This is a genomic window from Priestia megaterium NBRC 15308 = ATCC 14581 (genome assembly GCF_000832985.1).
In the GTDB taxonomy this organism is placed as follows: domain Bacteria; phylum Bacillota; class Bacilli; order Bacillales; family Bacillaceae_H; genus Priestia; species Priestia megaterium.
Map to the genome: position 1 here is coordinate 2597044 of NZ_CP009920.1, position 23829 is coordinate 2620872.

Annotated in this window: 23 protein-coding genes and 2 riboswitches; of the genes, 16 read left to right on the forward strand and 7 right to left on the reverse strand. The window is 37.8% G+C overall.

Annotated elements, in window-relative coordinates:
* Positions 1-19: 19 nt before the first annotated feature.
* Positions 20-1300 (reverse strand): MFS transporter, encoded by a 1281-nt coding sequence (locus BG04_RS13955; protein ID WP_016762910.1) that lies wholly within the window; start codon positions 1298-1300, stop codon positions 20-22.
* Between the two features lie 428 nt (positions 1301-1728).
* On the opposite strand from BG04_RS13955, the gene iolG reads away from it, so the two are divergent.
* The 7 genes from iolG to BG04_RS13990 all read left to right on the forward strand — a co-directional run bounded on the left by iolG (position 1729) and on the right by BG04_RS13990 (position 10405).
* The gene (gene iolG, locus BG04_RS13960) at positions 1729-2751 is read left to right on the forward strand and encodes an inositol 2-dehydrogenase (RefSeq protein ID WP_034654616.1); all 1023 of its coding nucleotides are present in this window, start codon (positions 1729-1731) and stop codon (positions 2749-2751) included.
* Between the two features lie 78 nt (positions 2752-2829).
* A complete protein-coding gene (iolC, locus tag BG04_RS13965; RefSeq protein ID WP_034654613.1) occupies positions 2830-3837 on the forward strand; it encodes a 5-dehydro-2-deoxygluconokinase in 1008 nt (335 codons plus the stop codon).
* Between the two features lie 73 nt (positions 3838-3910).
* Positions 3911-5368, forward strand: a complete 1458-nt coding sequence (locus tag BG04_RS13970; protein WP_034654611.1) for a CoA-acylating methylmalonate-semialdehyde dehydrogenase — start codon at positions 3911-3913, stop codon at positions 5366-5368.
* A 112-nt stretch (positions 5369-5480) separates the two neighbouring features.
* Positions 5481-7415 carry a 3D-(3,5/4)-trihydroxycyclohexane-1,2-dione acylhydrolase (decyclizing) gene (iolD, locus tag BG04_RS13975; protein ID WP_034654609.1) on the forward strand — a complete coding sequence of 645 codons (1935 nt, stop codon included), beginning with the start codon at positions 5481-5483 and terminating at the stop codon, positions 7413-7415.
* 84 nt (positions 7416-7499) lie between these two features.
* Entirely contained in the window at positions 7500-8396 is an 897-nt protein-coding gene (gene iolE, locus BG04_RS13980) for a myo-inosose-2 dehydratase (protein ID WP_034654606.1), read from the forward strand.
* 60 nt (positions 8397-8456) lie between these two features.
* On the forward strand, positions 8457-9482 hold the full coding sequence (locus tag BG04_RS13985; protein ID WP_034654603.1) for a LacI family DNA-binding transcriptional regulator: 1026 nt from the start codon (positions 8457-8459) through the stop codon (positions 9480-9482).
* A gap of 134 nt (positions 9483-9616) precedes the next feature.
* Complete coding sequence (locus BG04_RS13990) at positions 9617-10405, forward strand: 5-deoxy-glucuronate isomerase (protein ID WP_016762917.1); 789 nt, start codon at positions 9617-9619, stop codon at positions 10403-10405.
* Positions 10406-10661: 256 nt separating this feature from the next.
* On the opposite strand, the gene BG04_RS13995 is transcribed toward BG04_RS13990, so the two are convergent.
* From BG04_RS13995 to BG04_RS14005, 3 genes are all read right to left on the reverse strand, one after another.
* The gene (locus tag BG04_RS13995; RefSeq protein ID WP_034654600.1) at positions 10662-10880 is read right to left on the reverse strand and encodes a hypothetical protein; all 219 of its coding nucleotides are present in this window, start codon (positions 10878-10880) and stop codon (positions 10662-10664) included.
* A gap of 348 nt (positions 10881-11228) precedes the next feature.
* A complete protein-coding gene (locus BG04_RS14000; protein WP_013081605.1) occupies positions 11229-12095 on the reverse strand; it encodes a YitT family protein in 867 nt (288 codons plus the stop codon).
* A gap of 383 nt (positions 12096-12478) precedes the next feature.
* Complete coding sequence (locus tag BG04_RS14005) at positions 12479-12889, reverse strand: Lrp/AsnC family transcriptional regulator (protein WP_016762919.1); 411 nt, start codon at positions 12887-12889, stop codon at positions 12479-12481.
* A gap of 196 nt (positions 12890-13085) precedes the next feature.
* A riboswitch (PreQ1 riboswitch) is annotated at positions 13086-13130 on the forward strand.
* Between the two features lie 9 nt (positions 13131-13139).
* Here BG04_RS14005 and BG04_RS14010 point away from each other — a divergent pair.
* From BG04_RS14010 to BG04_RS14020, 3 genes are all read left to right on the forward strand, one after another.
* The gene (locus BG04_RS14010; protein ID WP_013081607.1) at positions 13140-13628 is read left to right on the forward strand and encodes a QueT transporter family protein; all 489 of its coding nucleotides are present in this window, start codon (positions 13140-13142) and stop codon (positions 13626-13628) included.
* A 436-nt stretch (positions 13629-14064) separates the two neighbouring features.
* Positions 14065-14514, forward strand: a complete 450-nt coding sequence (locus BG04_RS14015) for a hypothetical protein (protein WP_034654597.1) — start codon at positions 14065-14067, stop codon at positions 14512-14514.
* Positions 14515-14578: 64 nt separating this feature from the next.
* A complete protein-coding gene (locus BG04_RS14020) occupies positions 14579-14926 on the forward strand; it encodes a hypothetical protein (protein WP_034654594.1) in 348 nt (115 codons plus the stop codon).
* A 56-nt stretch (positions 14927-14982) separates the two neighbouring features.
* Here BG04_RS14020 and BG04_RS14025 read toward each other — a convergent pair whose 3' ends face one another.
* Positions 14983-15321: an MFS transporter gene (locus tag BG04_RS14025; protein ID WP_051975641.1), complete on the reverse strand. Its 339-nt coding sequence runs from the start codon at positions 15319-15321 to the stop codon at positions 14983-14985.
* 339 nt (positions 15322-15660) lie between these two features.
* Between BG04_RS14025 and rluF the strand changes: the two genes are divergently transcribed.
* Entirely contained in the window at positions 15661-16368 is a 708-nt protein-coding gene (rluF, locus tag BG04_RS14030; RefSeq protein ID WP_025601719.1) for a 23S rRNA pseudouridine(2604) synthase RluF, read from the forward strand.
* 36 nt (positions 16369-16404) lie between these two features.
* Here rluF and BG04_RS14035 read toward each other — a convergent pair whose 3' ends face one another.
* Positions 16405-17358 carry a TRM11 family SAM-dependent methyltransferase gene (locus tag BG04_RS14035; protein ID WP_034654592.1) on the reverse strand — a complete coding sequence of 318 codons (954 nt, stop codon included), beginning with the start codon at positions 17356-17358 and terminating at the stop codon, positions 16405-16407.
* Positions 17359-17618: 260 nt separating this feature from the next.
* On the opposite strand from BG04_RS14035, the gene BG04_RS30970 reads away from it, so the two are divergent.
* The 5 genes from BG04_RS30970 to BG04_RS14055 all read left to right on the forward strand — a co-directional run bounded on the left by BG04_RS30970 (position 17619) and on the right by BG04_RS14055 (position 22173).
* On the forward strand, positions 17619-17777 hold the full coding sequence (locus BG04_RS30970) for a hypothetical protein (protein WP_013081614.1): 159 nt from the start codon (positions 17619-17621) through the stop codon (positions 17775-17777).
* 166 nt (positions 17778-17943) lie between these two features.
* Positions 17944-18333: a tautomerase family protein gene (locus BG04_RS14040; RefSeq protein ID WP_016762924.1), complete on the forward strand. Its 390-nt coding sequence runs from the start codon at positions 17944-17946 to the stop codon at positions 18331-18333.
* Between the two features lie 359 nt (positions 18334-18692).
* On the forward strand, positions 18693-19697 hold the full coding sequence (ftsZ, locus tag BG04_RS14045) for a cell division protein FtsZ (protein ID WP_013055240.1): 1005 nt from the start codon (positions 18693-18695) through the stop codon (positions 19695-19697).
* A 2-nt stretch (positions 19698-19699) separates the two neighbouring features.
* Positions 19700-19890, forward strand: a riboswitch (cobalamin riboswitch).
* A gap of 142 nt (positions 19891-20032) precedes the next feature.
* A complete protein-coding gene (gene nikA / locus BG04_RS14050; RefSeq protein ID WP_034654589.1) occupies positions 20033-21574 on the forward strand; it encodes a nickel ABC transporter substrate-binding protein in 1542 nt (513 codons plus the stop codon).
* A 71-nt stretch (positions 21575-21645) separates the two neighbouring features.
* A complete protein-coding gene (locus tag BG04_RS14055; protein ID WP_034654587.1) occupies positions 21646-22173 on the forward strand; it encodes a GNAT family N-acetyltransferase in 528 nt (175 codons plus the stop codon).
* Between the two features lie 311 nt (positions 22174-22484).
* On the opposite strand, the gene BG04_RS14060 is transcribed toward BG04_RS14055, so the two are convergent.
* Entirely contained in the window at positions 22485-23786 is a 1302-nt protein-coding gene (locus BG04_RS14060; RefSeq protein ID WP_034654584.1) for a CitMHS family transporter, read from the reverse strand.
* Positions 23787-23829: the final 43 nt, after the last annotated feature.

A 23829-nucleotide genomic window follows, 5' to 3' on the forward strand; every position in this document is an offset into this window, starting at 1 on the left:
TTTTTCTTCTTAAGCATATTTATAGAGAGACCGGACTTTTGACTTCGTTTATTGTTTCGCCTTTAATAGTTGTCTCTGTTGGAATCGTAAGGAAACCAGTTAGAAAAGCACCAAAGAAGTATAGGCAAGCAAAGATCCAAATTACGCCGCTCGTGCCCAAAAGACCAATAAAAACGGTCACAATTAAAGGACCTACAAAAGCAGAAAGTCCAGATCCTAAGTTCAACACAGACATTGCAGCTCCTTTATTCTCCGGAGCTAAAGAAGGCACTAACGCTGTAAGAGGGACATAACCTGCTAGTGTTGCCCCGTAACAGCATGCGACAATCATCATTACCCAATAATTATGTCCGACGAATTGCGGTACATAGTAGAGAGCAAGTGTTACAATTCCGCATCCAACTCCGCCAAACCATTTGATTGTATTTACCCAGCCAAACTTATCTCCAACAATACCAAAAATAATATTAAAAGCCATATTCACAAAAAACAATGTACCCCAGATTTGCAACCATTCACTCATCGTAAAATCATGTTTCATCATATATGTTGGCAAGAAAACAACAAATCCAAATTGAGCAGCAGAGTTAATAATCTTTACGATGCCGCCGATTCCTACTTTAGGGTTCTCAAATGCAATTGTAATCCCTTTCATTAATTCTTTTGTTTTATTATCGTTTACTTTTTGTACGGTAAACTTGTCTTTATTCATAATAATTGAAAAGATTCCACCGATCAAAACAAAAAGTAAACCACTCCATAAGGTAGCGATTTCTCCAATTTTTGGAACCATATAACTTGAGTAAAAGGCTCCGATTACGCTTAATCCGAGCTGGAAAACAAACCAAAACCAGCCTACTGCTTTTGAAAGCATTTCCTGGGGCGTGCGGTAAGACACCCAGACCAAGAATGAGTAAGCAAATAAAGGGTAACCAAACCCTCTAAGAGCATAACAAATTAGTATAATTGTGTAATTCATAATATGAAGTCCTAAACCTATAAATCCAATTGAACCAATAATAAAGGAGATCAAGCCGAATGCCATTGCTTTTCTAGGACCCCACAGTTGAACCAATACGCCGGAGAACCAGGAAGAAACGGAGACCGTAATGCCGTAAACAGTAAACAGTAAAGCAGCATGTTCAATGGTTAAACCTCGTTCTACAAGATAAGGAGATAACCATCCTTGTTCTAAACCATCGCCAATCATAAAAACAATAATACCTATGTATCCCCACGTTAAATGAGAAGGGATGCCAATCCTGTCTAAAGCCGTTTTTCTGGAAATAAATTCATTCATTTTCCACACCACCAGATCGATTATTTTGTGTAAAACATCAAACTAATTTGGTTAAGCGCTTAATCTATTTGATAAAAAGTATACGCTTACATTTTTTGAACGTCAATTAAAATTTTAAATATATATAATTTTCAATTAAATTATTTTAATCATAAAAATATTAGTATGTAAGGCAATAATTACTGAATTCATGATAAAAATACTTAAATATTGAGAATTTATTTAGTTTCATCGATGAATAGATAAAAAATAAAAATAGTTTTTTATAGTATGAATTTAGATTGCTAAAAAATAAATATTCTAAATAATCTATAAAAACTGTTTGCATTTCAGAAAACGTTATGTATAATTGGAATCAGGAAAGCGCTTAACCTATATAGAGGTTTGAGCGAATGTTTTCTTAACTTTTAATTAAAGGGGAAAATAAGATGGGGATTCTTACAATTGGAATAATTGGTGCTGGACGCATAGGGAAATTACACGTTGATAATTTAAAATTAATGCCGCAAATAAAAATTAAAGCGGTTTCAGATGTGGTAGTAGACCATTTACATGAATGGGCTACAAGTAAAGAAATTTCGACGTTAACAACAAATTATCAAGATTTATTAGCTGATCCAGAAATTGATGCCGTTTTCATTTGTTCGCCAACGAATACGCACGCATCGATTATTAAAGAAGCAGCTCGAGCGAAAAAGCATATTTTCTGTGAAAAGCCCGTTAGTTTTTCAGTAGAAGAAACAATCCAAGCGTTAGAAGTAGTAAAAGAACATGGCGTGCAGCTTCAAGTTGGCTTTAACCGACGCTTTGATCCCAACTTTAAAAAAGTGCATGATCTTGTACAGCAAGGAGAAGTAGGACAGCCGCACATTTTAAAAATCACCTCCAGAGATCCTCAGCCTCCGAGTCCTGAATACGTCCGCGCTTCAGGAGGATTGTTCATGGATATGATGATTCATGATTTTGATATGGCTCGTTATGTAATGGACAGTGAAGTAATCGAAGTATTGGCTTACGGCACGACGCTCATCGATCCTGCTATTGAAGAAGCAGGGGATATAGATACGGCAATTGTCTCATTAAAATTTGCAAATGGAGCTTTAGGTGTAATCGATAACAGTCGTCAAGCTGTCTACGGTTACGATCAGCGCCTTGAAGTTTTTGGTGAAAAAGGTGCAGCTGCTGCTGACAATTGCCGTCCTACTACAGTAGAAATATCAACAGGCGACAGTGTAGTTAAAGAGAAGCCGCTGTATTTCTTTCTTGAGCGCTATACACAAGCTTACATAGCGGAAGTGACACAATTTGCAAGAGCAATTATGGAAAAACAAAGCGTTATTTGTACAGGGAACGATGGGTTACAAGCAGAACGAATTGCTAAAGCAGCAAAAGAATCTTTACTATCCGGGCAGCCAGTGAAGATTGAACATAAAAAATACGCAGTGAATTAATGATAGAAATGTGGGCTGAAAGAGAATATTTGCTCTTTTCGCCTTTTTAGGAAAGCGCTTAACTAAGGAGGAATAAAGATGAATCCGCTTGTTTTTAAAGAAAACCGTGGGTTAGATTTCATCGCTGTTGGCCGTTTGTGTATTGATTTAAATGCAAATGAAACACAGCGTCCAATGGAAGAGACTAAAACATTTACTAAATATGTAGGAGGCTCTCCGGCTAATATTGCGATTGGAGCAGCAAGGCTAGGCTTAAAAACCGGTTTTATCGGAAAAGTATCAGATGATCAAATGGGACGCTTCATTACGGATTATCTGCAAAAAAATAAGATTAATACAGATAGCATTGTTGTTGATAAAACGGGGGCGGTAACGGGGCTTGCTTTTACGGAAATCAAGAGCCCTACAGATTGCAGCATCTTAATGTATCGTGATAACGTAGCGGATTTAAAGCTAAGTCCTACAGAAGTATCCGAAGAATATATCAAACAGTCAAAGGCACTTTTAATATCTGGAACGGCTCTTGCGCAAAGTCCTTCTCGTGAAGCAGTGTTTTTAGCACTAGAACACGCACGCAAGCATGAAGTTGTAGTGTTTTTTGATATCGACTATCGGCCATATACATGGGAATCGGAAGCTGAAACGGCAGTCTATTTTAATTTAGCCGCTGAAAAATCAGATGTAATTATTGGTACGCGAGAAGAGTTTGACATGATGGAAAAACTTTTAAATTATAAAGAATCTAATGATCAAGTAACAGCAGAGCGCTGGTTTTCTCACCATGCTCAAATCGTCGTGATTAAGCACGGTGGAGAAGGGTCTATTTCCTATACAAGAGATGGTAAGTCTCACCGCGGAGGAATATTTAAAACAAAAGTTCTGAAAACGTTTGGCGCTGGTGATTCATATGCTTCAGCCTTTATTTACGGATTGATGCAAGGGCTGGAAATTCCACAGGCAATGCGATTGGGGGGTGCCTCCGCTTCGATTGTAATTTCAAAACACAGCTGTTCAGATGCTATGCCGACAAGGGTTGAGCTCTTCAACTTTATGGAGACAGCAACAGAAGTTTTGCAGGAAGCTTAATAAAAAAAGGGAAAATCTTGAGAGATTAAAGAAATAGCAGCTTATTAAAATGAGGTAAAGGGAGAGATATTCTATGACACAGACAGCAGTAAAAACAGTAAAAAACTATATTGGTGGACAATGGATTGAATCAGCTACATCAAAAACGGAACCTGTGTATAACCCAGCGACAGGTGAATTAATCGCCCAGGTACCTCTTTCTACAAAAGAAGACGTAGATCAAGCGGTGCAAGCAGCAAATGAAGCGTTCAAAGGGTGGGCAAAAACAGCTGTGCCTAAACGTGCACGGATTTTATTCAAGTATCAGCAGCTATTGGTAGATAACTGGGATGAATTAGCAAAGTTAGTGACAGTTGAAAACGGAAAAAGCTTTAGCGAAGCGCGAGGTGAAGTGCAGCGCGGAATTGAATGCGTAGAGTTTGCGGCGGGTGCTCCTACGTTAATGATGGGTAAACAGCTTCCTGACATCGCAACAGACATTGAGTCTGGCATGTACCGCTATCCAATTGGTGTAATTGGGGGAATTACACCGTTCAATTTTCCAATGATGGTTCCTTGCTGGATGTTCCCGCTTGCGATTGCTTGCGGCAATACATTTGTGTTAAAGCCGTCCGAGCGTACACCGCTTTTAGCTGCAAGGTTAGCTGAGCTGTTTGAAGAAGCTGGTTTGCCAAAAGGCGTGCTAAACATTGTAAACGGCGCGCATGATGTGGTAAACGGTCTTCTTGAACATAAGTTAGTGAAAGCTATTTCGTTTGTAGGTTCCCAGCCTGTAGCTGAGTACGTGTACAAAAAAGGTACAGAAAACTTAAAGCGTGTTCAAGCTTTAGCCGGTGCTAAAAACCATTCAATTGTATTAAAGGATGCAGATTTGAACGTAGCAACAAAACAAATTATCGGAGCCGCTTTTGGTTCAGCAGGTGAACGTTGTATGGCAGCATCTGTTGTTACTGTACAAGAAGAAATTGCGGATCAGCTAATTGAAAGATTAGTAGAGGAAGCAAATGATATTGTAATTGGCGACGGCTTAGAAGAAAACGTCTTCTTAGGACCAGTTATTCGTGAAAATCATAAAGAGCGTACGCTCAGCTATATTGAATCAGGCGTGCAAGAAGGAGCAGAGCTAATTCGTGACGGTCGTACTGATGCAGCAGTAAATGGCAATGGCTACTTTGTAGGACCAACGATTTTTGATCATGTTACGCAAGAAATGAAAATTTGGCAAGATGAAATTTTTGCACCTGTGCTGTCCATTGTACGTGTGAAAACATTAGAAGAAGCTATTGAAGTAGCTAATAACTCTCGATTTGCAAACGGTGCTTGTATTTATACAGATAGCGGCGCAAGTGTACGTGAGTTCCGTGAAAATATTGAATCTGGTATGTTAGGAGTAAATGTAGGGGTGCCGGCACCTATGGCATTCTTCCCATTCTCTGGCTGGAAAGACTCTTTTTATGGTGATCTTCATGCAAATGGCACGGACGGCGTGGAGTTTTATACAAGAAAGAAAATGGTAACAACGCGCTGGTAAGTGATTCATTAAAAATCGCATCTCATTTAAAAAGGAAGTATCAGGAATTAAAGATATTCCTTATGCTTCCTTTTTTAAAATTGCAATCTAGTACTAGAAGGGAGAAAGAAGCATGGAAACAGTTAGAATGACGACGGCACAAGCATTAGTGAAGTTTTTAAATCAGCAGTATGTTGAATTTGATGGAAAGCAGCATCAGTTTATCAAAGGGATTTTTACAATTTTCGGGCACGGAAATGTGGTAGGTCTTGGGCAAGCTTTGGAAGAAGACCCAGGACATCTAGATGTATATCAAGGACGTAATGAACAAGGAATGGCCAATGCAGCGATGGCTTTTGCAAAACAAAAACATCGAAAGCAGATTATGGCTTGCACATCTTCAGTGGGGCCAGGTTCAGCAAATATGGTTACAACGGCAGCCACTGCTTCAGCTAATAATATTCCAGTTTTGCTGCTTCCTGGTGATGTATTTGCAACTAGACAGCCAGATCCCGTTTTGCAGCAAATTGAACAGTCATATGATTTATCTATTTCTACAAACGATGCTTTTCGACCAGTGAGTAAGTACTGGGATCGCGTAAGCCGCCCTGAACAATTGATGACAGCTATGATTAATGCGATACGTGTATTAACGAATCCAGCAGATACGGGAGCTGTAACTATTTGTTTGCCTCAAGATGTGCAGGGAGAAGCATGGGATTTTCCAGCTTATTTCTTCCAAAAGCGCGTTCACCGCATTGAGCGCCGCCTTCCGACTAGGGACAGTCTAGCAGATGCAATTCAATTAATGAAAACAAAGAAAAAGCCAATCATCATTTGTGGAGGAGGCGTTCGGTATTCAGAAGCTGCAAAAGAGTTAAAACAATTTGCTAGTGAGTTCCATATTCCATTTGGAGAAACTCAAGCAGGGAAAAGTGCCGTTGAAAGTGACTATCGCTATAATCTGGGCGGAATAGGTGTAACAGGGAACTCAGCTGCTAATACAATCGCTAAAGAAGCAGATTTAGTAATTGGAGTAGGCACACGATTTACTGATTTTACAACAGCATCTAAACAGCTTTTTCAACATCCCAACGTGCAATTTCTTACCATTAACACGTCTGAATTTCATGCAAATAAACTTGATGCTGTGAAACTTGTAGCTGATGCAAAAGAAGGGTTGCTTGCTCTTATGAAAGAGCTAAAATCAATTGGCTATCAGTCTGGTTATACCACAGAAATTGCAAATGCTAAAGACGCATGGGAAACAGAATTAGAGCGTCTGCATAGCATACGTTTTACTGGTGCAGATTTTGTTCCAGAAATACAAGGTCATTTAGATGAAAGCTTAGCTGAATATGTAGAATCACTTGGTACTCAATTAACGCAAACCGAAGTAATTGGAGAGGTAAATAAGCTCCTTGATGACAACTCCGTCATTATTGGTGCAGCAGGAAGTCTTCCAGGCGACTTACAGAGAATGTGGAAGTCTACTAAACCTAATACCTATCATATGGAATATGGATATTCATGTATGGGATATGAAGTATCAGGCGCACTTGGAGTTAAGCTGGCAGAACCAGCTAAAGAAGTGTATGCGATGGTTGGAGATGGAAGCTATCAAATGCTTCATTCAGAGCTTATTACAAGCCTTCAAGAAAGAAAAAAAATAAACATTTTACTGTTTGATAACTCGGGCTTCGGGTGCATTAATAACCTGCAAATGTCAAATGGTATGGGGAGCTTTGGAACAGAGTTTCGTTATCGAAACGATGAAACAGGAAAACTAAACGGAAACGTGATGAAAATTGATTTTGCAGCCAGCGCCGCAGGCTACGGTGTAAAAACGTATCGCGTGAGTTCTCTTGAAGAATTAAAAACGGCGATAGAAGATGCACAAAAACAAGAGGTTTCTACGCTAATTGATATTAAAGTGCTGCCAAAAACTATGACGAACGGTTATGAATCATGGTGGCATGTAGGAGTAGCAGAGGTATCTAAAAATCAGCATGTACAGGAAGCTTATGAAGATAAGATGAAAAACCTTGAAATGGCAAGAGTTTATTAAGGAGCAGGAGAAAATGAGGTTGTTGAAGAGAAACATTCGATAAATATAAAAGAGGTTTTAATTTCATATAAGGGAGAGGAAGAGATGTTCAAGGAAAATACGGTCAAACTGGGGATTGCTCCAATTGCTTGGACAAATGATGATATGCCTGAACTGGGAGCTGAAAATACATTCGAACAGTGTATCAGTGAGATGGCTTTAACCGGTTTTAGAGGAAGTGAGGTTGGAAACAAATATCCGCGAAATGTTTCAATCTTAAAAAAGGCATTATCGCTTCGGAATTTGGAAATTGCAAGCGCCTGGTTTAGTACATTTTTAACAACAAAGCCGCTGGAAGAAACGGTAACGCCATTTATTGAACATCGCGATTTTTTATACGAAATGGGAGCAAAAGTAATTGTTGTGTCTGAACAAGGGCACAGCATTCAAGGGCTGATGGATGTTCCTTTATTTAAAGAAAAGCCTGTGTTCACGCCAACAGAGTGGAGCAGACTTGCAGAAGGCCTGCACCATCTTGGGAAACTGGCACAAGAAAAAGATATGCATATTGTCTATCATCACCATATGGGAACAGGTGTACAAACAACAGAAGAAATTGAGCAGCTAATGGAGCTTACCAATCCGGAGCTTGTTTCGCTGCTATTTGATACCGGTCATCTTGTCTTTTCAGGAGAAGAACCTCTTTATATCCTAAAAAAATATCTGCACCGTATTAAGCATGTTCATTTAAAGGATATTCGTCAAGAAGTAGTTGATCGAGTCAAAGAACAGGACTTAAGCTTCTTGCAAGCGGTAAAAGAAGGAGCCTTTACTGTTCCAGGTGACGGAGCTATTGAATTTGATGAAGTATTTACTACGCTTGCCACTTCGGATTATAACGGATGGTTTGTCGTAGAAGCAGAACAGGATCCAGCTCTTGCTAATCCTTTTGAATATGCGTTAAAAGCAAGAAACTTTATTAAAGAAAAAAGCGGTCTTTAATTTCCATTGTAAAAGATTTTACGCCTTTTATGTATTTATGAAAGGAAAGGAGGAGAGGAAATGAAGCCAACCATTTATAGTGTGGCTGAAGAAGCAGGTGTATCAATTTCTACCGTATCAAAAGTCATCAATCAAACCGGTCATATTAGTGAAAGAACAAGACAAAAAGTAATTGAGGTTATGGCGCAGTTGAATTACCATCCAAGCGTCGTAGCATCTGCTTTAACAGGAAAACCCACTAAAACGATTGGGCTTCTCGTACCTGACATCTCCAACCCTTTTTTTGCCGATTTGGCAAGAAGCATAGAAGACCGAAGTCATGAGCGAGGTTTCCATGTTGTAATGTGCAATACCGATAACGATGCGGAAAAAGAGAAAAAGTATCTGTCGCTGTTAATACGTCAGAGAATCGACGGTTTAATTGTAGCTTCTGCTTTTCGCAATGCTAATCTTTTAAAAAATATGCTTAAGCAAGATATACCGATTAGCGTTATTGCTTCAGAAATTCCTCACATATCCGTTAATACAGTGACAGTGGATGATTACAAAGGGAGCTATTTAGCGGCTGATTATTTATTGTCTTTGCATCATAAAAAAATTGCGATTATTACAGAAAATGCAAAAAGTAATCACGCCCGTTTAGATGCTTTTCAAGACGCTATGCAAGAAAATGGAATCATCGTGCCGCCTCAGCACGTTATTACGACCGAAGCAAGTATTCAAAAAGGATATGAAAGTGCTAAGCAAATTTTTTCAATGAAGGAAAAAGTGACGGCTATTTTTGCTTGTAACGATTTATTGGCTATCGGCGTTATGCAAGCTGCAAAAGAATTCAAAATTGATGTGCCGCGAGACTTATCAGTGATTGGCTTTGATAATACGGTTCTTTCTACTACCATCACGCCCATGTTGACAACGGTAGCACAGCCGACAAAAGAAATGGCTGTAAACGTAGTGGATTTGCTGGTTAGAGAAATGAAATATCCAGCGATTCATAAAGAACATTTGCTTCTTGAGCCAAAATTGATTATTCGTAAATCAACGGCTCCGTTAAAAAGGGGCGCCACAGCATCTACAAATAATTGAACACAATCAAGAATATTGCCGTTAATAAAAAATCCTCATAGTCACATATTCAAAAGAATTTAGAGAGTCTATGAAGAAAAAATGAGCAATTAGTAAATTCTTATTGCGCTACTACATAAAGGAGGAATTCAAGCATGTTAGGTAAATTAGGTGAATTAAATAAAGGATACAACGTACTTACAGAAATGACCGGTCAGCACAAAGATATGCTGATGGATATTGGGATTTATAAAATGTTTCAAGGAAAAGAGGAAACTTTACTAGACAGCAGTAGTGAAACGGCTATTCTTTTACTAGAAGGAAAGGTAAAGCTAGAGTGGGAAGGCCATTCGAAAGAAATTCAGCGCCAGTCCCTATTTGAAGAAGAGCCTTGGTGTTTGCACGTTTCAAAAAATGTGGAGGTCAAAATTACCGGGCTTGCCGATAGTGAAGTACTAGTTCAAAAAACGGATAATGAAAAAAAGTTTTCATCAAAATTATATACCCCCGAAGATTGTCAAAACACAGTGGCTGGTGAAGGAGTATGGGAAGGTACTGCTCAGCGTGTAATCCGAACAATTTTTGACTACAATAGCGCTCCTTACTCTAACCTTGTTATTGGAGAAGTTATTTCTTATCCAGGAAGATGGTCGAGTTATCCGCCTCATCATCATGACCAGCCCGAAGTGTATTACTATCGTTTTGACAAGCCACAAGGATTTGGCTGCGCAATGGTTGGCGAAGATGCGTATCGTGTAGTTGATAATAGTTTTATTACAATTCCTGGTGAATTGGATCATCCTCAAGCAACGGCTCCCGGCTATGCGATGTACTTCTGCTGGATGATTCGCCATCTCGACAATAATCCGTGGACAGACCGTATTATGGAAGAAGAGCATAAGTGGTTATTAGAGCCAGATGCAAAAATTTGGCCTGAAAAATAAATAAAGATCTCTATACGAAATGGGTTGCTGATGTTGAAAAACCTCGAATAAAAAATAATTATGCGTAAAATAATAGTTTATTTTTGTAAAATATGTTTTTATATGTTAAAATATAGTTTGTATTAATATTCAGGCGATGATATCGCTCTTTGCTGCAGATTCCTTTTTAGGAGTCTCTTTTTTTGGGGAAACTGAAGCAAAAGATACAGACGATTCGTATATAAATTAAAAAGAAAAGGAGATAAGCGTAAGCCGCTTATCTCCTTTTCTTTTTAGCGTTATCTAATGCTAAGTTCTTTTTCACTACTTTTTCTAAAGCAATTTCCACGTGAACATTTTTTTCATCGATGTCATTCACAAGCACGACAGTTCCTTTTCGTCCTTTAATCTTTAAATCATCACCTTTAGAAGGAATGTTTTCCCTCAGCTGGCTTAATAGAAGCTTTCTGTTTTCAAAAAAGTGGACAGCCACCATTTTATCTCACCTAATTTCATATGATATGTGTGATACAAAGATGTGTATATGAAATCCTTCCTATACATTATGTCGCCAGGGGTGGTTTTAGAACACATTGAATAGACAATTGTTGCATCGATATATGAAATAAATAGGATGGCATAGTTATAAATCTTCTATTCTTGGACATACTTATACTACTAATCTAAAAAGGGATGTGGATGAAAATGAAGGTGGTTATCGGATTAAGTGTATTTACGGTCGTTACAGGAGCAATTGCGTTAGGGTCGGTTTACTTTTTAGCAGGTATCTTTTCATTTTTCTTAACGGTTTTTTCATAAAAAAATCCACCAAGAGGTGGATTTTTTATTTAGCAGCGGCTTTTGTTTCATGAGGCGAATTGCCGATAAATCCAAATTTCCCGCCGACAACTTCTTTTACTTCGTGGATGACAATAAAAGAATTCGGGTCAATTTGCTGGATTTTCTTTTTAATTTTTAATAGCTCGTTCTTTTTAATAACAACGTAAATAATACGTTTATCTTTGTTGGCGTAGTAGCCGTATCCGTAAAAGATGGTGGCTGCATTTCCAAATTCACTGGTGATGACTTGCGCTATGTCTTTGTATTGATCGGACATAATCGTCATTGCTTTTTTGTTGTGGAAACCTTCGATAACGACATCTACGATTTTGGCACAAAGATAGACGAATATAAAAGTATAGAGCATGTTATTGACGCCAATAGCGAAAACCGATGCTAAAATAATTACACTGTCCATGTAGAACATGCTTTTAGAGATATTATAGCCTTTTGTGTAGTTTAATAAATAAGCCAAAAGAGTTGTTCCACCAGTCGATCCATCCGCTATAAAAATGAGAGCCAGTCCTGTTCCCATTAGTAAGGCGCCGAATACAATTCCTAAAATCATGTCATGAACGTGAAAAGGAATATAGCTGACTAGACCGAGGAAAACGGATGTCATGACGGCTCCTAGAATCGTATAAAGAATCGTTTTTTTGGTTAGAAATTTATAGGCTAAGGCAATAAATATAAGGTTTACAAGAAATGTGCTGATACTTGTAGGGATATGAAATAAATAATATAAAACAAGGGCAATACCAACCGTACTTCCGTCACCTAATTTATTTGGAATGACGAAAAAATCAATGGATGCAGCAACTAAAAGTGCGCCAACAATAATTAAGATAATGTCTTTATAGATTGTTTTCAATATGCAAACCTCCTTGATTATTAAGATATTTTCATGTGGAATCTTGTTTTTACTAGTGTTTTATAAATGATAAAATAAAAAACGTCTTAGAAATTGTCTAGTTATAAAACTGATCAACTTCTAAGACGAAGAATTACGATACGTGTATAGGTCTTAATCCGGCTTTTCTATGCTTCGATGTCACCGATTATATAAACCTCTGACCGCTATGTCAACGCTGTGAGAGATGTTCAACTTTTCAAAAAATAGAAGGCGGTTTCCTACATAAAAAAAAGAATCCTTTGCGATGGTGCAAAGGATTTTCAAATTTATTGGAATAGGGGGAATACGTTATTAGGATTACCATTTTCATAAATTAATATACCTTAATTTTTCAAAAAAATTTATTTGTTAATGACGATTGAAAGTTTGTAATTCACATGCTGATTTAGCTCTGTCAAAAAATCATTTAGTTCTTCATTTGAATGAAATTTGCATTCTAATAAGTAGCAGCCATCGCCGCTGATTTTAAAGTTGTTGATAACGTGCTCCTGCTGACTTTCTAAAAATGTAAGGTAGGGGTGGTGATGAATGCTCTGCGTATAGATATTTAAAAATGCATGGATGATGTAGCCGAGTTTTCGTTCATCAATGTTAATTGTATAGCCTTTGATAATGCCTTCATCTTCTAACTTTAATACTCTAGCAGAAGCGGCTTGTCCGGTTAAATGCACTTTTTCTCCTAATTCTTTCATCTTTATACGTCCATTTTTTGATAGCTCTTCTAGTATGCGTTTATCTGTATTATCTAACATCGCTACAAATCCTTTCGTATTTCAAATCAAAAGGGTTAACTACTTGATGTCACCTATGTATACTGATACGTCTTCTATTTTATACTAAAGAAAAGTAAGAAAAAAGAGCCGTCAATATGTAAGATATAGAAACCGGCAGTAGTTTGTAAACAGCTAGATTGACGAAAGCTTAAGCTTGCTGTATGATTCTTTGAGTGTTTACGTGGTTCGTAACCATCCCACGTTAAAAAACTAAGGAGAGAATAGTAAGATGAATATAAGAACACTTTGCGTTAACGGTCTTTTAGCTGCTATGTATATTGCTGTCAGTATGTTAATCCAGCCGTTTGGCTTCACCAATATCCAATTTCGTATATCGGAAATGTTCAATCACTTAATTGTGTTTAATAAAAAGTACGTGTATGGCATTGTGCTAGGAGTATTTCTGACGAATTTGTTTTTTTCACCAATGGTCGCTTATGATCTGGTGTTTGGGGTAGGACAATCCGTGCTATCATTACTCATTACCATTTTTTCTATGCGCTACATTAAAAATATGTGGGCTCGTATGCTTGTTAATACACTTGTATTTACGTTCACGATGTTTATTATTGCGTTTGAACTGCACTTAGCATTTGATTTACCATTTTTCTTTACATGGTTAACAACGGCTGTTGGTGAGTTCATTGTCATGCTTGTTGGAGCACCAATTATGGCTGCAATTAATAAACGCGTACAATTTAATAAGCTAGTTGGATAAAAAAGATGGGGCTGTGATAAATCTCACAGCCCCATCTTTTTTTCTTTGTTATTCTATAAGTGTAGTGATAAATAAACCCCTTATTATTGAAGAGCTTTTCACGCATGGACAAATTACCCATATCTAGCATGTGAAAAGAGCAGGTCGCGTTTGCGATCTGCTCTTTTTGCGTAAGGCAATAGGAAGTATTCGGTTAGATTATTTTGAAAGAAGGAGTGACAAATCTCACAGCGCATTCTTTTTTCTTTTGTTACGATATACATATAGTTGGCAAACTCCTTATCGAAAAGTTTTTCGCACAACAACACATTACCTATGCGTAGCAATTAAAAAAGCAGACCGATGACGGTTTGCTTTTTTAATTATATTTTACCATTAAATAACTTTTTGGTTATAATTGTAAAATAACCTTTGTTACTAGAGAGGGGATTGTTTTTTGAATAGAAAGTTAGGAATTCTTGTTTTATTAGCTTTAGCCATCTTATTTGCCGGGTGTTCAAAAGAAGAAGACAATGTTCCTTTAAGAGAACTAGAAAAGATAAGTATTAACGTAATCAAAGAACAAAAAATGAAGCAAGGAATTTCATATGAAATGGAATTAGTAAACAAGAGCGATTTGACCATCAAACAAAATAATGTATTTTTATCCTATCCTTTAAAAATGAAAAACGGTTATTCTGATAATAAATTTAAGGTGTTAGCAGAAGGAAATAAATTAAATATCAAGCCAAAACAAAAGGTGAAGTTAACGGCATTTCTTCCTTACAAAGGAACTAATAAAGAAGCGTTAGGTATTGATGAGCCTGACGTAAAGTGCATAGGGTATTGGAATAAGCTTGATGATTACCATCAATTTTCTTTTGGAGGATCCTTGAAGCAAGAATAATATATAACTATTTGTTAAATGGTGGAACTGAGCGTAAGGGATTGATAAAGGCGGTGAATGAACAGTGAGTGTAGACACGGATAGATTGATTAGCTTCTTTATTTTATGGGGAACACCCGCTGTTTTTAGTATAGTAGAGTACTTTAAACTGAGTAAAACTGAAAAAAATAAAGCGATACGAGACTTAATATCTTTAAAATCTATTGTAACAACAGGTTTTATATTGACCGGAGGAGTGATAGCGAGTTTAGGGAGGTTGTTATCTCTGCTGCCTCTCCAGGTTATAGGTACTTTTATTTTAGCAATGGGTGGTATTGTTGGCGCTATTGAAGCATGGAAGGTAAAAAGAAAGAATAGTATTGTTATCCTTGTTTTAATAGTATCTATGATTGCTCTTACATTTATAATATAAATTCTGCATGTAACAAGAGCTGCTCAAATCATGAGCAGCTCTTGTTAGTTTCTTATTTATTGCGTCTCCAGCTGCTGGTCTTTTTTCTTTAACGTAAGAGCGAGCAGGAACGAAACGACGGCGAAAGCGATGGCTACATAATAGACGGTATGTACCCCGCTTGTCATACTTTTTATTTGTAACAGCGTTTTATTCGTTTCATTTGATTGTTGAATAAAGTGCTGAGAAGCCATGGTCATAATACTTGTATACAAAGCGGGTCCAATCGCGCCTGAAACTTGGTTAATCGTATTTGAAATGGCTGAACCGTGAGCATGAAGCGGTTTTGGCACTTGATTTAAAGCAAGCGTCATCACGGGACCGATGTTTAAACCTACGCCATTGGTTGATTCCATGAAAACAGCTCCCTGATATAATTACTAATTGATCGGTCAGTATAATGGTAGCAACCCTATACGGATCAGTCAATCTAGACGTTTAGGTCTTGTATAGGTGTGGAGATTGACGTTAGTTTGACAGGTGTAAGCATTGCTTGAAATGTTAAGAATAAGATTACAAAGTATTTTGGATCTATACTTCTATTACTGTTAAAAAAATATGATCCAGTAATGAAATTAAAAGAAGACGAGAAGCGTATAGCATGTTACGATAGGGACGGTATAGAAATTGACACATATCTGTTTCTAATAGAAGAGACAAATTTTAAAATTTTTAAATGTAAGGTTGTGATTCACCTGAGACTGAATAAATTTATTAGCGAATCTGGCAAAGCGTCAAGACGAGGGGCAGATAAGTTAATTAGTGAAGGAAGAGTAACCGTTAATGGAAAGGTTGCAAAAGTCGGAGATCAAGTTAAGCCTGGCGATGATATTCGAGTAAGCGGCCAACAGCTTCGGATTGCTCGAAATAATGTATATATTGCGCTTAATAAACCAGTCGGCATTACAAGTACGAGTGAAAAAAAAGTAAAGGGAAACATCATTGATTTAGTCAATCACCCTTTGCGTATTCACCACGTTGGACGACTTGATAAGGATTCAGACGGCTTAATTTTACTTACAAATGACGGCGATATTATTAATGAAATTTTACGTGCAGAAAACAAGCATGAAAAAGAATATATTGTTGCAGTAGATAAGCCAATTACACCAGAGTTTATCAAAAACATGTCTGAGGGAGTGAAAATTTTAGGCACAAAAACGCTTCCTTGTGAAGTGACACAGCTGTCTAAGTATGAGTTTCAAATTATTTTAACACAGGGTTTAAATCGTCAAATTCGCCGTATGTGTGAAGTGCTCGGATATGAAGTGTACCGCCTTCAGCGCACTCGTATTATGAATATCCATTTAAATAACTTACCTGTTGGGCAATGGAGAGATTTAACGAAAAAAGAGCGTACGCAGCTATTCAAAGAATTAGACTATGAACCTAAAGAGTGGTAAATCAAAAGACACCAGCCTGTTAGACTGGTGTCTTTTTTATTCGCATACAACTACTTGTCTAGAAAATACGCTTTTGCGCGCTACGCAGCGATCTGAAATAGAAAAGCCAGCTTCATGAATCATATGGTCAATCGTATCTACTGTAATCACGACTACTTTATCCGCAAAGCGGCGAGCGTGTTTCAAAATAGAAAGCTGATCTTCAGGCGTCGCGTGGGTGTAGAGATTGTAAGGCATGTCGATGATAGCTACATCATAGTGAGTTGTAACATCCGAAATCGGTCCCGTTTTGACATCACCGTTTAAGCCGAAATACGCAATATTTTCACGAGATCCGTCGGTCACAAGTGGATTGATATCCCGTCCTACAATATCAATGCCCATTGAAAGAGCTTCTACCAGAACTGTACCAATACCACAGCATGGATCAATCGCTTTGATTCCTTCAGGATTTGGAACGGCAATGTTAGCTACAGCTCTTGCAAGGCGGGTACTGAGTGCCGTAGAGTATTCACGCGGTTTCTTCAAATGATGCAGCCATACAGCTTCACTTTTTTGATATTTTCCAAAATACCAGCGTCCTTCAAATGGAACAATGCCAAACAAATGGTCAGGGTTATGCAAGTCTGCTTCTGCTACAAAATGCCAACCCACATCACGTTCAACAGCACGCTGACCTTTATAACTTATTTTTTGATCTTTTTCCAAGTCATTAATTTTCATAAAAATGAGTTTGAATGTTTGATCTCCAAGGTCAATATCTTCTACTTGTTTGCAAATATCCGCAAGGTCATCTGATTCATACATAATATCTAATCGCTCTTTGATAAAAGGGCTTCTGCTTGGATCAAGTTTAACGGCACTTTTTATGATAGGTTTCTCAGTTTCAATTTCAAAAAGAGAGCGTCTCTCTAATTGACATAGTGAGAGTTCCTCTTCGCTGCATGCGTATGTGTAGATATACTGAGGCAGCTGCGTATGGTTATTCAATATCGTATCATCCTTTATCGTATCTAATTATCCTTCTTCTCAAACAATAGCGAGAAAAGAAGAGAAAAGCAACGAATTTAAATATATTTGGCCGTGAATACTAAATTGAAGCGCTACATAGTCCACTTATTTGACAAAACATGCTAAAATAACTGGTGATAACCTGCATGTGCTGCTGTTTATACAAAAAAACTGGATCAAGGTTTCTCAAAAATCATTTACACACTGCTGACATTTTGATGAATAGGAGAGGCTACGTGATGTCTAAAAGTGATCATGAAAAGCAACAGATGAGTCGGGCTGATATGAAAAAACAAGCTAAAACATCCTCGCAAAACCTTGTGATGAACGTACTCATTGCCATTGTATCTGTATGTATTTTAGCTCTTATTATAAATATTTTTGTACTAATGAAATGAGCCGTTATGCTGCTCATTTCTTTTTATTCGGTTCAGCTTTCATTGAAGAGTTTGAGCGCTCTTTCACTAGAGAGCACATTTGGAATAGCATATCTTTTTTTACAAATGATAGTTGTGATATGATAAAGCAATAATATATTAGACAAAAAGCTGGAGGTTACTTAGTATGCCATTACTTAGATTTGATGTAATAGAAGGAAGAGATGAAAAAGAGTTAAAAGCATTACTAGACGCTACTCACCGAGCGATACTAGAAGCCTTTGGCGTCCCAGAACGCGACCGTTATCAAATTGTACATCAGCATCCTGCTCATGAAATGATTATTGAAGATACAGGTCTTGGCTTTGAGAGAAGCAAGGATTTGGTTATTATAAGTGTAACGAGTAAACAGCGAACAGAAGAGCAAAAACAAGCTCTTTACAAATTAATTGTAAAAGAGCTGGGAGAAAGCTGCGGTATTCAGCCAAACGACATTATGATTTCAATTGTTGAGAACGGTAATGCTGACTGGAGCTTTGGCATGGGAGAAGCTCAATTCTTAACTGGGAAATTATAAAACGGTTTATTATCTAGAGAAGCCCTTATTTCTAAGGGCTTTTTCTCATTTTGTCTATAAAAATATTATTCTCTTAGTCACATCTTACTCAAAATTAAATACAGACATCTGTCAAATGAATGATACAATAAGCTTATATGCCGTTTTGAGTAGAAAAACCAAAAAAGAGTTCGGCGTACTAACTGCAGAACAACAATAATTTTACATAAAGATGTAAAGATTTAAAGGTTAAAAGAGAAATGTATAAAATCTGTAAAACAAAAGAACAGTTACGCCTTAAATATAGTAGTAAAAGGTTCTTCACGTGTTTTTTCGGATAATAAGAGAAAGTAATTTTGATCATTGAGGAGGAACTTAGAATGTTTGGATTTGATGCAGATGTATCGCCATTAGTGCGAATTAAAGTAATTGGAGTCGGCGGTGGAGGAAATAACACCGTTAACCGTATGATTGAACATGGTGTACAAGGGGTAGAATTTATCGCCGTTAATACAGATGCTCAGGCGCTTAACTTATCTAAAGCAGATGTGAAAATGCAGATTGGTGCGGCCTTAACGCGAGGATTAGGTGCAGGAGCTAATCCAGAAGTGGGAAGAGAAGCAGCCGAAGAAAGCAGAGAACAAATTCAAGAAGTACTGCAAGGCGCAGATATGGTATTCGTAACAGCTGGCATGGGCGGAGGAACCGGTACTGGAGCAGCTCCGGTTATTGCCCAAATTGCCCGTGAACTAAATGCTTTAACAATTGGAGTAGTCACTCGCCCGTTCAAGTTTGAAGGAAATAAACGTACGAAGCAAGCAGTAGGTGGTATTACTGCGATGAATGAATCGGTAGATACCCTTATTGTGATTCCAAACGACCGCTTGCTTGAAATTGTCGATAAAAAGACGCCTATGCTTGAAGCATTCCGTGAAGCAGATAATGTTCTTCGCCAAGGTATTCAAGGTATTTCAGATTTAATCGCTGTTCCGGGGCTGATTAACCTTGATTTTGCTGATGTAAAAACAATCATGTCTAATCAAGGATTTGCGCTTATGGGTATCGGACGAGCTTCCGGATCAGACCGGGCAATTGAAGCAGCGAAAAAAGCGATTTCTAGTCCGCTGCTAGACGCATCGATTGATGGAGCAAGAGGCGTGCTGTTGAACATTACAAGCGGCAGCAGCCTGAGTCTTTACGAAGTACAGGAAGCAGCAGATATTGTCACGTCGGCTTCTGATCAGGACTTAAATATGATTTTTGGATCCGTGATTAATGAAGATTTAAAGGACGAAATGATGGTAACCGTTATTGCCACTGGATTTGATGATGAAGATGTTTCACCATCAGCTTCTACTTCTAGAGTTTCAAGAGCACGCTACTAAATTAAATAACCAGCTTTTATGGTGGCAATTGTTTTTCAATTGCCTTAAAAGGGAATCCGGTGCAAATCCGGAGCGGTCCCGCCACTGTAACAAGGAGCCTTATGCCAAAAAGCCACTGTCTATTTAGAGACGGGAAGGCGGTATAAGGCAATGACTTGAAGCCAGGAGACCTGCCATAAATCGCAGCACACAATAACCTACGAGGATAGGGAGGTGTTTTGGCAGAACCAAAAATAGGATAAACAAGGAATACGTTTATCTGAATTTGTTGTGAAGACAAGCACTTCTTTTTAGAAGTGCTTTTTTGTGTATTAAAATAGAAGGTGGAAAAAGCAATGATAAATAATAAAAAACTCGTATCTATGATATTTCTTGTGTTACTTTGCCTCACTGCTTGCGCTCCTAATGAAGAGAGCATAAGTATAAAAGAAAGAAAGAAAACGGATAAAAGTGTGACGTTTTTATTTAATTTTACATCTGCAACGCTTGATCCTCATACGGATGATAATTATACAGCAGTTCGTGCGGGAGTAGGGGAGACGCTTGTTAAAATCAGCAATGATTTAAAAATAAAGCCCTGGCTTGCTGAAAAGTGGAAAACGGAAGATAACGGTCTTACGTGGACATTTACGATAAGAAAGAATATTACGTTTCAAAATGGTAAAGCGCTAGATGCAAATGCCGTTAAGTCTTCTCTTCAAAGAACGATAGATCAAAGTTATGCGATGAAAAACGCTTTAAATATTAAAGAAATGAAAGCGAACGGTCATGCGCTGACAATTACATTAAAAGAACCAATGCCTAAATTTCCTTCTGAGTTAGTGCATCCAAACACAGCTATTATAGATATTGATGTTTCTAATATAGCTAAGAAGCCTATTGGCACAGGTCCATTTCAAGTTTTGACTTTCGATCAAGGAAATCAAGTGAAGTTAGAAAGATATGAACATTATTGGAATGGGAAAGTAAAATTGAAAAATGCGATCTTTGCATTTAACGAAGATGCTAATGCGCGAGTTGCGGCTCTTCAGTCCGGAACAGCCGATATTATTTATCGCCCGCCTTTAGAAAGTTTGGGCACTTTACAAACAGATCCGTCTTTTAAGGTAAGTGGAGTACCTAGTGTGCGTACACATTTATTACTTTATAATCAAACCAATGACGCATTAAAAGACGAAAATGTAAGAAAAGCTATCGATACCTTACTGAACCGAAAAGAAATTGTCAGCAGCATCATGAACAATCAAGCGGCAGCAGCTCGAGGTCCATTTTTACCCCAATTTCCTTTTGCTGATAATAATGCTAATGAGCAAAGAGGTATGCCATCTGCTAAAAAATATTTAGAGAAAGCAGGCTATCAAATTAAAAATGGCAAAACAATCAAAAATGGAAAGCCATTATCGCTCTCTCTTGTCACATACAGCTCTCTGCCGGAACTTCCTTTGATTGCTCAGCTTATACAGTCTAATGCGAAAGAGTTAGGAATTACTATTAAGATTCATCTCGTTGAGGACAGCGATGAATATGTAATGGCAAAAGACGATTGGGATTTAGCACTGTACAGTCTTATCACTGCACCTAGAGGAGATGCAAGCTATTATTTAAGTACGAACTATTTGCCGGGCGGTGGTTTAAATGCCAGCCGGATTGATAATGATAAGCTAACAAAAATGATTCATCAGTTAAATTTAACCATAGATGACGCAAAGCGAGATCAGTTAGCTAAGCAAGCAACCGCTTTGATTAATGAGGAAATGCTGACATCATCGATTGTACATCCAAACATTGTTGTTGCTTATAATCAAAAAGTGAAAAACTGGACCACAAATCCAAGCGAGTATTATATGCTGACTCAGCATTTAGACGTAACGCTATAGTCAATATTGTGTTGTTCCTATAGGAAAAAGAGAAAGTATACAATGATAGATAAAAGGATGTGACAGTAAACGTGCAAGAAGTACAAATGTATCAAATTAAAGAAGTAACAGAAAAGGATGCTGAAGTGAGTCAGTTTGTCATGAATATGCGGAATGAGCTATTTCCTATGATGGAAAAAAATCAGCTTCCTGTGGATTTGCTTCATTTTAATGAATATTATGTTCAAGCGAAAGGCGCTGCTTTTTTTGCAGCTGTCACGGAAAATCAACAAGTAATTGGAACAATGGGTTTATACGCTTACGATGGAAGGTTTCATGCATTAAAAAAGCGATATGAACATAAAACTGCAGCCGAGATTGTAAAATGCTATGTCGATCCAGCATACCGGCGTCTAGGCATTGGACAGCAGCTGTTAAAAGCAGTGGAACAATTTGCTCAAAGTCATTTTTATGACACGTTGTATCTGCATACTCATCCTTTTTTACCGGGGGCTATTCCATTCTGGACTTCACAAGATTTTATCGAAAGGCTTGCTGAACAGGATGAGCCATGGAATACGCTGCACATGGACAGAAAAATACAACCGGTCGTAATGTAACGATATTATACAGTAATTACCATAGAATCTAGATAAGAGCTCATGCTATAATGAGCGTACTTACATTTATAGCCTGTAGGGCAAGTCCTTACAGAAAAAAACCACGTTTCGAATTGGCTGAAACGTGGTTTTTTTCTATGAAAAACAAATAACAAAATATTTTTAAAAATATCTATGAAATCGCTTTCAAAATAATGAAATATATTATATAATTACTAGTGTTGTGTTGTACTTTGTTAGTGTTAAATCAATATCCTACATGTGTGAGCCGATTGCCTTATGGTAGTCGGCTTCCTTTTTTATGATAGAGTCTAAAGGGAAATAGCATTCGTTAAAATGGCTGTAATTGTCATCACAATAGTTGTCCCAAAGGCCCACTTGAAAAGAAACTTTTGATGCTCCCCGAAATCTACTTCAACCAGCCCAATCAGAATGAAAGTAGCGGGTACTAAAGGAGATAGGGGAAACCCAGTTGTGGAATGTCCCAATAAAGCTGCTCGTCCTATTTCTACAGGGTCTACACCAAAATTAGCTGCTGTATGGCTAATAACAGGTAAAATGCCAAAGTAATAAGCATCAGGTGAAAATACAAAGCTGAGAGGAAGGCTCGTTATTGCTACAACTAAGGGAAGGTGAGATCCCAGCCATTCAGGAGTGAGGCTGACAATGGTATTAGCCATGGCATCCATCATTTTTGTTTCTGTAAAAACGCCTGTAAAGATTCCGGCTGCAAAAACCAACGTACTAACCATTACAAAGCTGTTTGCATGACTTAAGATTCTTTCCTGCTGTTCTTTTGGGTGAGGAAAATTAACAAATAAAGCAATGGCAAAAGCAATAGCAAATAAAATAGGAATAGGGAGTATGTCTACGACCAAGATAGTCATTAAGCACAGTGTCAATAAGGCATTAAACCAAAAGAGTCTAGGTGGCTTCCCAGGGGTTTCATGAACTGAAAGCTGTTCAGCAAAAGCCATTGATGAACCTTTTAAATGAATGGTGCCTAAGCGCGCTTTCTCTCTCTTTCCGAGTAAGTATGCTGAAAATAAAGTCCACATCAATCCCGCTGCCATAGCTGGAATAAGAGGGTTAAATAGATCTGATACTTCTAATTGCAAACTTGCTGCGGCTCTTACGAGAGGACCTCCCCAAGGAATCATATTCATAACACCTGCGCTTAAACTAATAACACAAGCCAGTATTAGTCGGTTCATTCCCAGTTTTGTGTACAAAGGAAGCAAGGCGGAAACTGTAATTAAAAATGTAGAAGAGCCGTCTCCGTCCAAGCCAACAAGCATTGTAATAACGGCAGTTGCCATTACGACTTTTAAAGGATCGCCTTTCACAATGTTTAGGATACGAGAAATCATAGGATCAAATAAACCGACGTCAATCATTAGTCCAAAATATAAAATAGCAAAAACGATCATAATGGCCGTAGGAGCTACTTTTAAAATACCCTTCATCATCATATCGCCCATATCGGCACTAAAACCTCCAATTATACCAAAGAGGATAGCGACAAAAATAAAAGCAACAACCACGGACAAGCGTTTACTAATGACAAGAAATAGAAAAGTCGCAATCATTCCAAACCCTAACAAAGAAAGCATTATCCATCACCTCTTAAAAAGTTAGAAAATTATATTAATTTAT

Coding starts and splice junctions, on each gene's coding strand:
- BG04_RS13955 (WP_016762910.1), bottom strand. CDS start 1,300: ATGAATGAATTTATTTCCAGAAAAACGGCTTTAGACAGGATTGGCATC.
- iolG (WP_034654616.1), top strand. CDS start 1,729: ATGGGGATTCTTACAATTGGAATAATTGGTGCTGGACGCATAGGGAAA.
- iolC (WP_034654613.1), top strand. CDS start 2,830: ATGAATCCGCTTGTTTTTAAAGAAAACCGTGGGTTAGATTTCATCGCT.
- BG04_RS13970 (WP_034654611.1), top strand. CDS start 3,911: ATGACACAGACAGCAGTAAAAACAGTAAAAAACTATATTGGTGGACAA.
- iolD (WP_034654609.1), top strand. CDS start 5,481: ATGGAAACAGTTAGAATGACGACGGCACAAGCATTAGTGAAGTTTTTA.
- iolE (WP_034654606.1), top strand. CDS start 7,500: ATGTTCAAGGAAAATACGGTCAAACTGGGGATTGCTCCAATTGCTTGG.
- BG04_RS13985 (WP_034654603.1), top strand. CDS start 8,457: ATGAAGCCAACCATTTATAGTGTGGCTGAAGAAGCAGGTGTATCAATT.
- BG04_RS13990 (WP_016762917.1), top strand. CDS start 9,617: ATGTTAGGTAAATTAGGTGAATTAAATAAAGGATACAACGTACTTACA.
- BG04_RS13995 (WP_034654600.1), bottom strand. CDS start 10,880: ATGGTGGCTGTCCACTTTTTTGAAAACAGAAAGCTTCTATTAAGCCAG.
- BG04_RS14005 (WP_016762919.1), bottom strand. CDS start 12,889: ATGTTAGATAATACAGATAAACGCATACTAGAAGAGCTATCAAAAAAT.
- BG04_RS14010 (WP_013081607.1), top strand. CDS start 13,140: ATGAATATAAGAACACTTTGCGTTAACGGTCTTTTAGCTGCTATGTAT.
- BG04_RS14025 (WP_051975641.1), bottom strand. CDS start 15,321: ATGGAATCAACCAATGGCGTAGGTTTAAACATCGGTCCCGTGATGACG.
- BG04_RS30970 (WP_013081614.1), top strand. CDS start 17,619: ATGTCTAAAAGTGATCATGAAAAGCAACAGATGAGTCGGGCTGATATG.
- BG04_RS14040 (WP_016762924.1), top strand. CDS start 17,944: ATGCCATTACTTAGATTTGATGTAATAGAAGGAAGAGATGAAAAAGAG.
- ftsZ (WP_013055240.1), top strand. CDS start 18,693: ATGTTTGGATTTGATGCAGATGTATCGCCATTAGTGCGAATTAAAGTA.
- nikA (WP_034654589.1), top strand. CDS start 20,033: ATGATAAATAATAAAAAACTCGTATCTATGATATTTCTTGTGTTACTT.
- BG04_RS14060 (WP_034654584.1), bottom strand. CDS start 23,786: ATGCTTTCTTTGTTAGGGTTTGGAATGATTGCGACTTTTCTATTTCTT.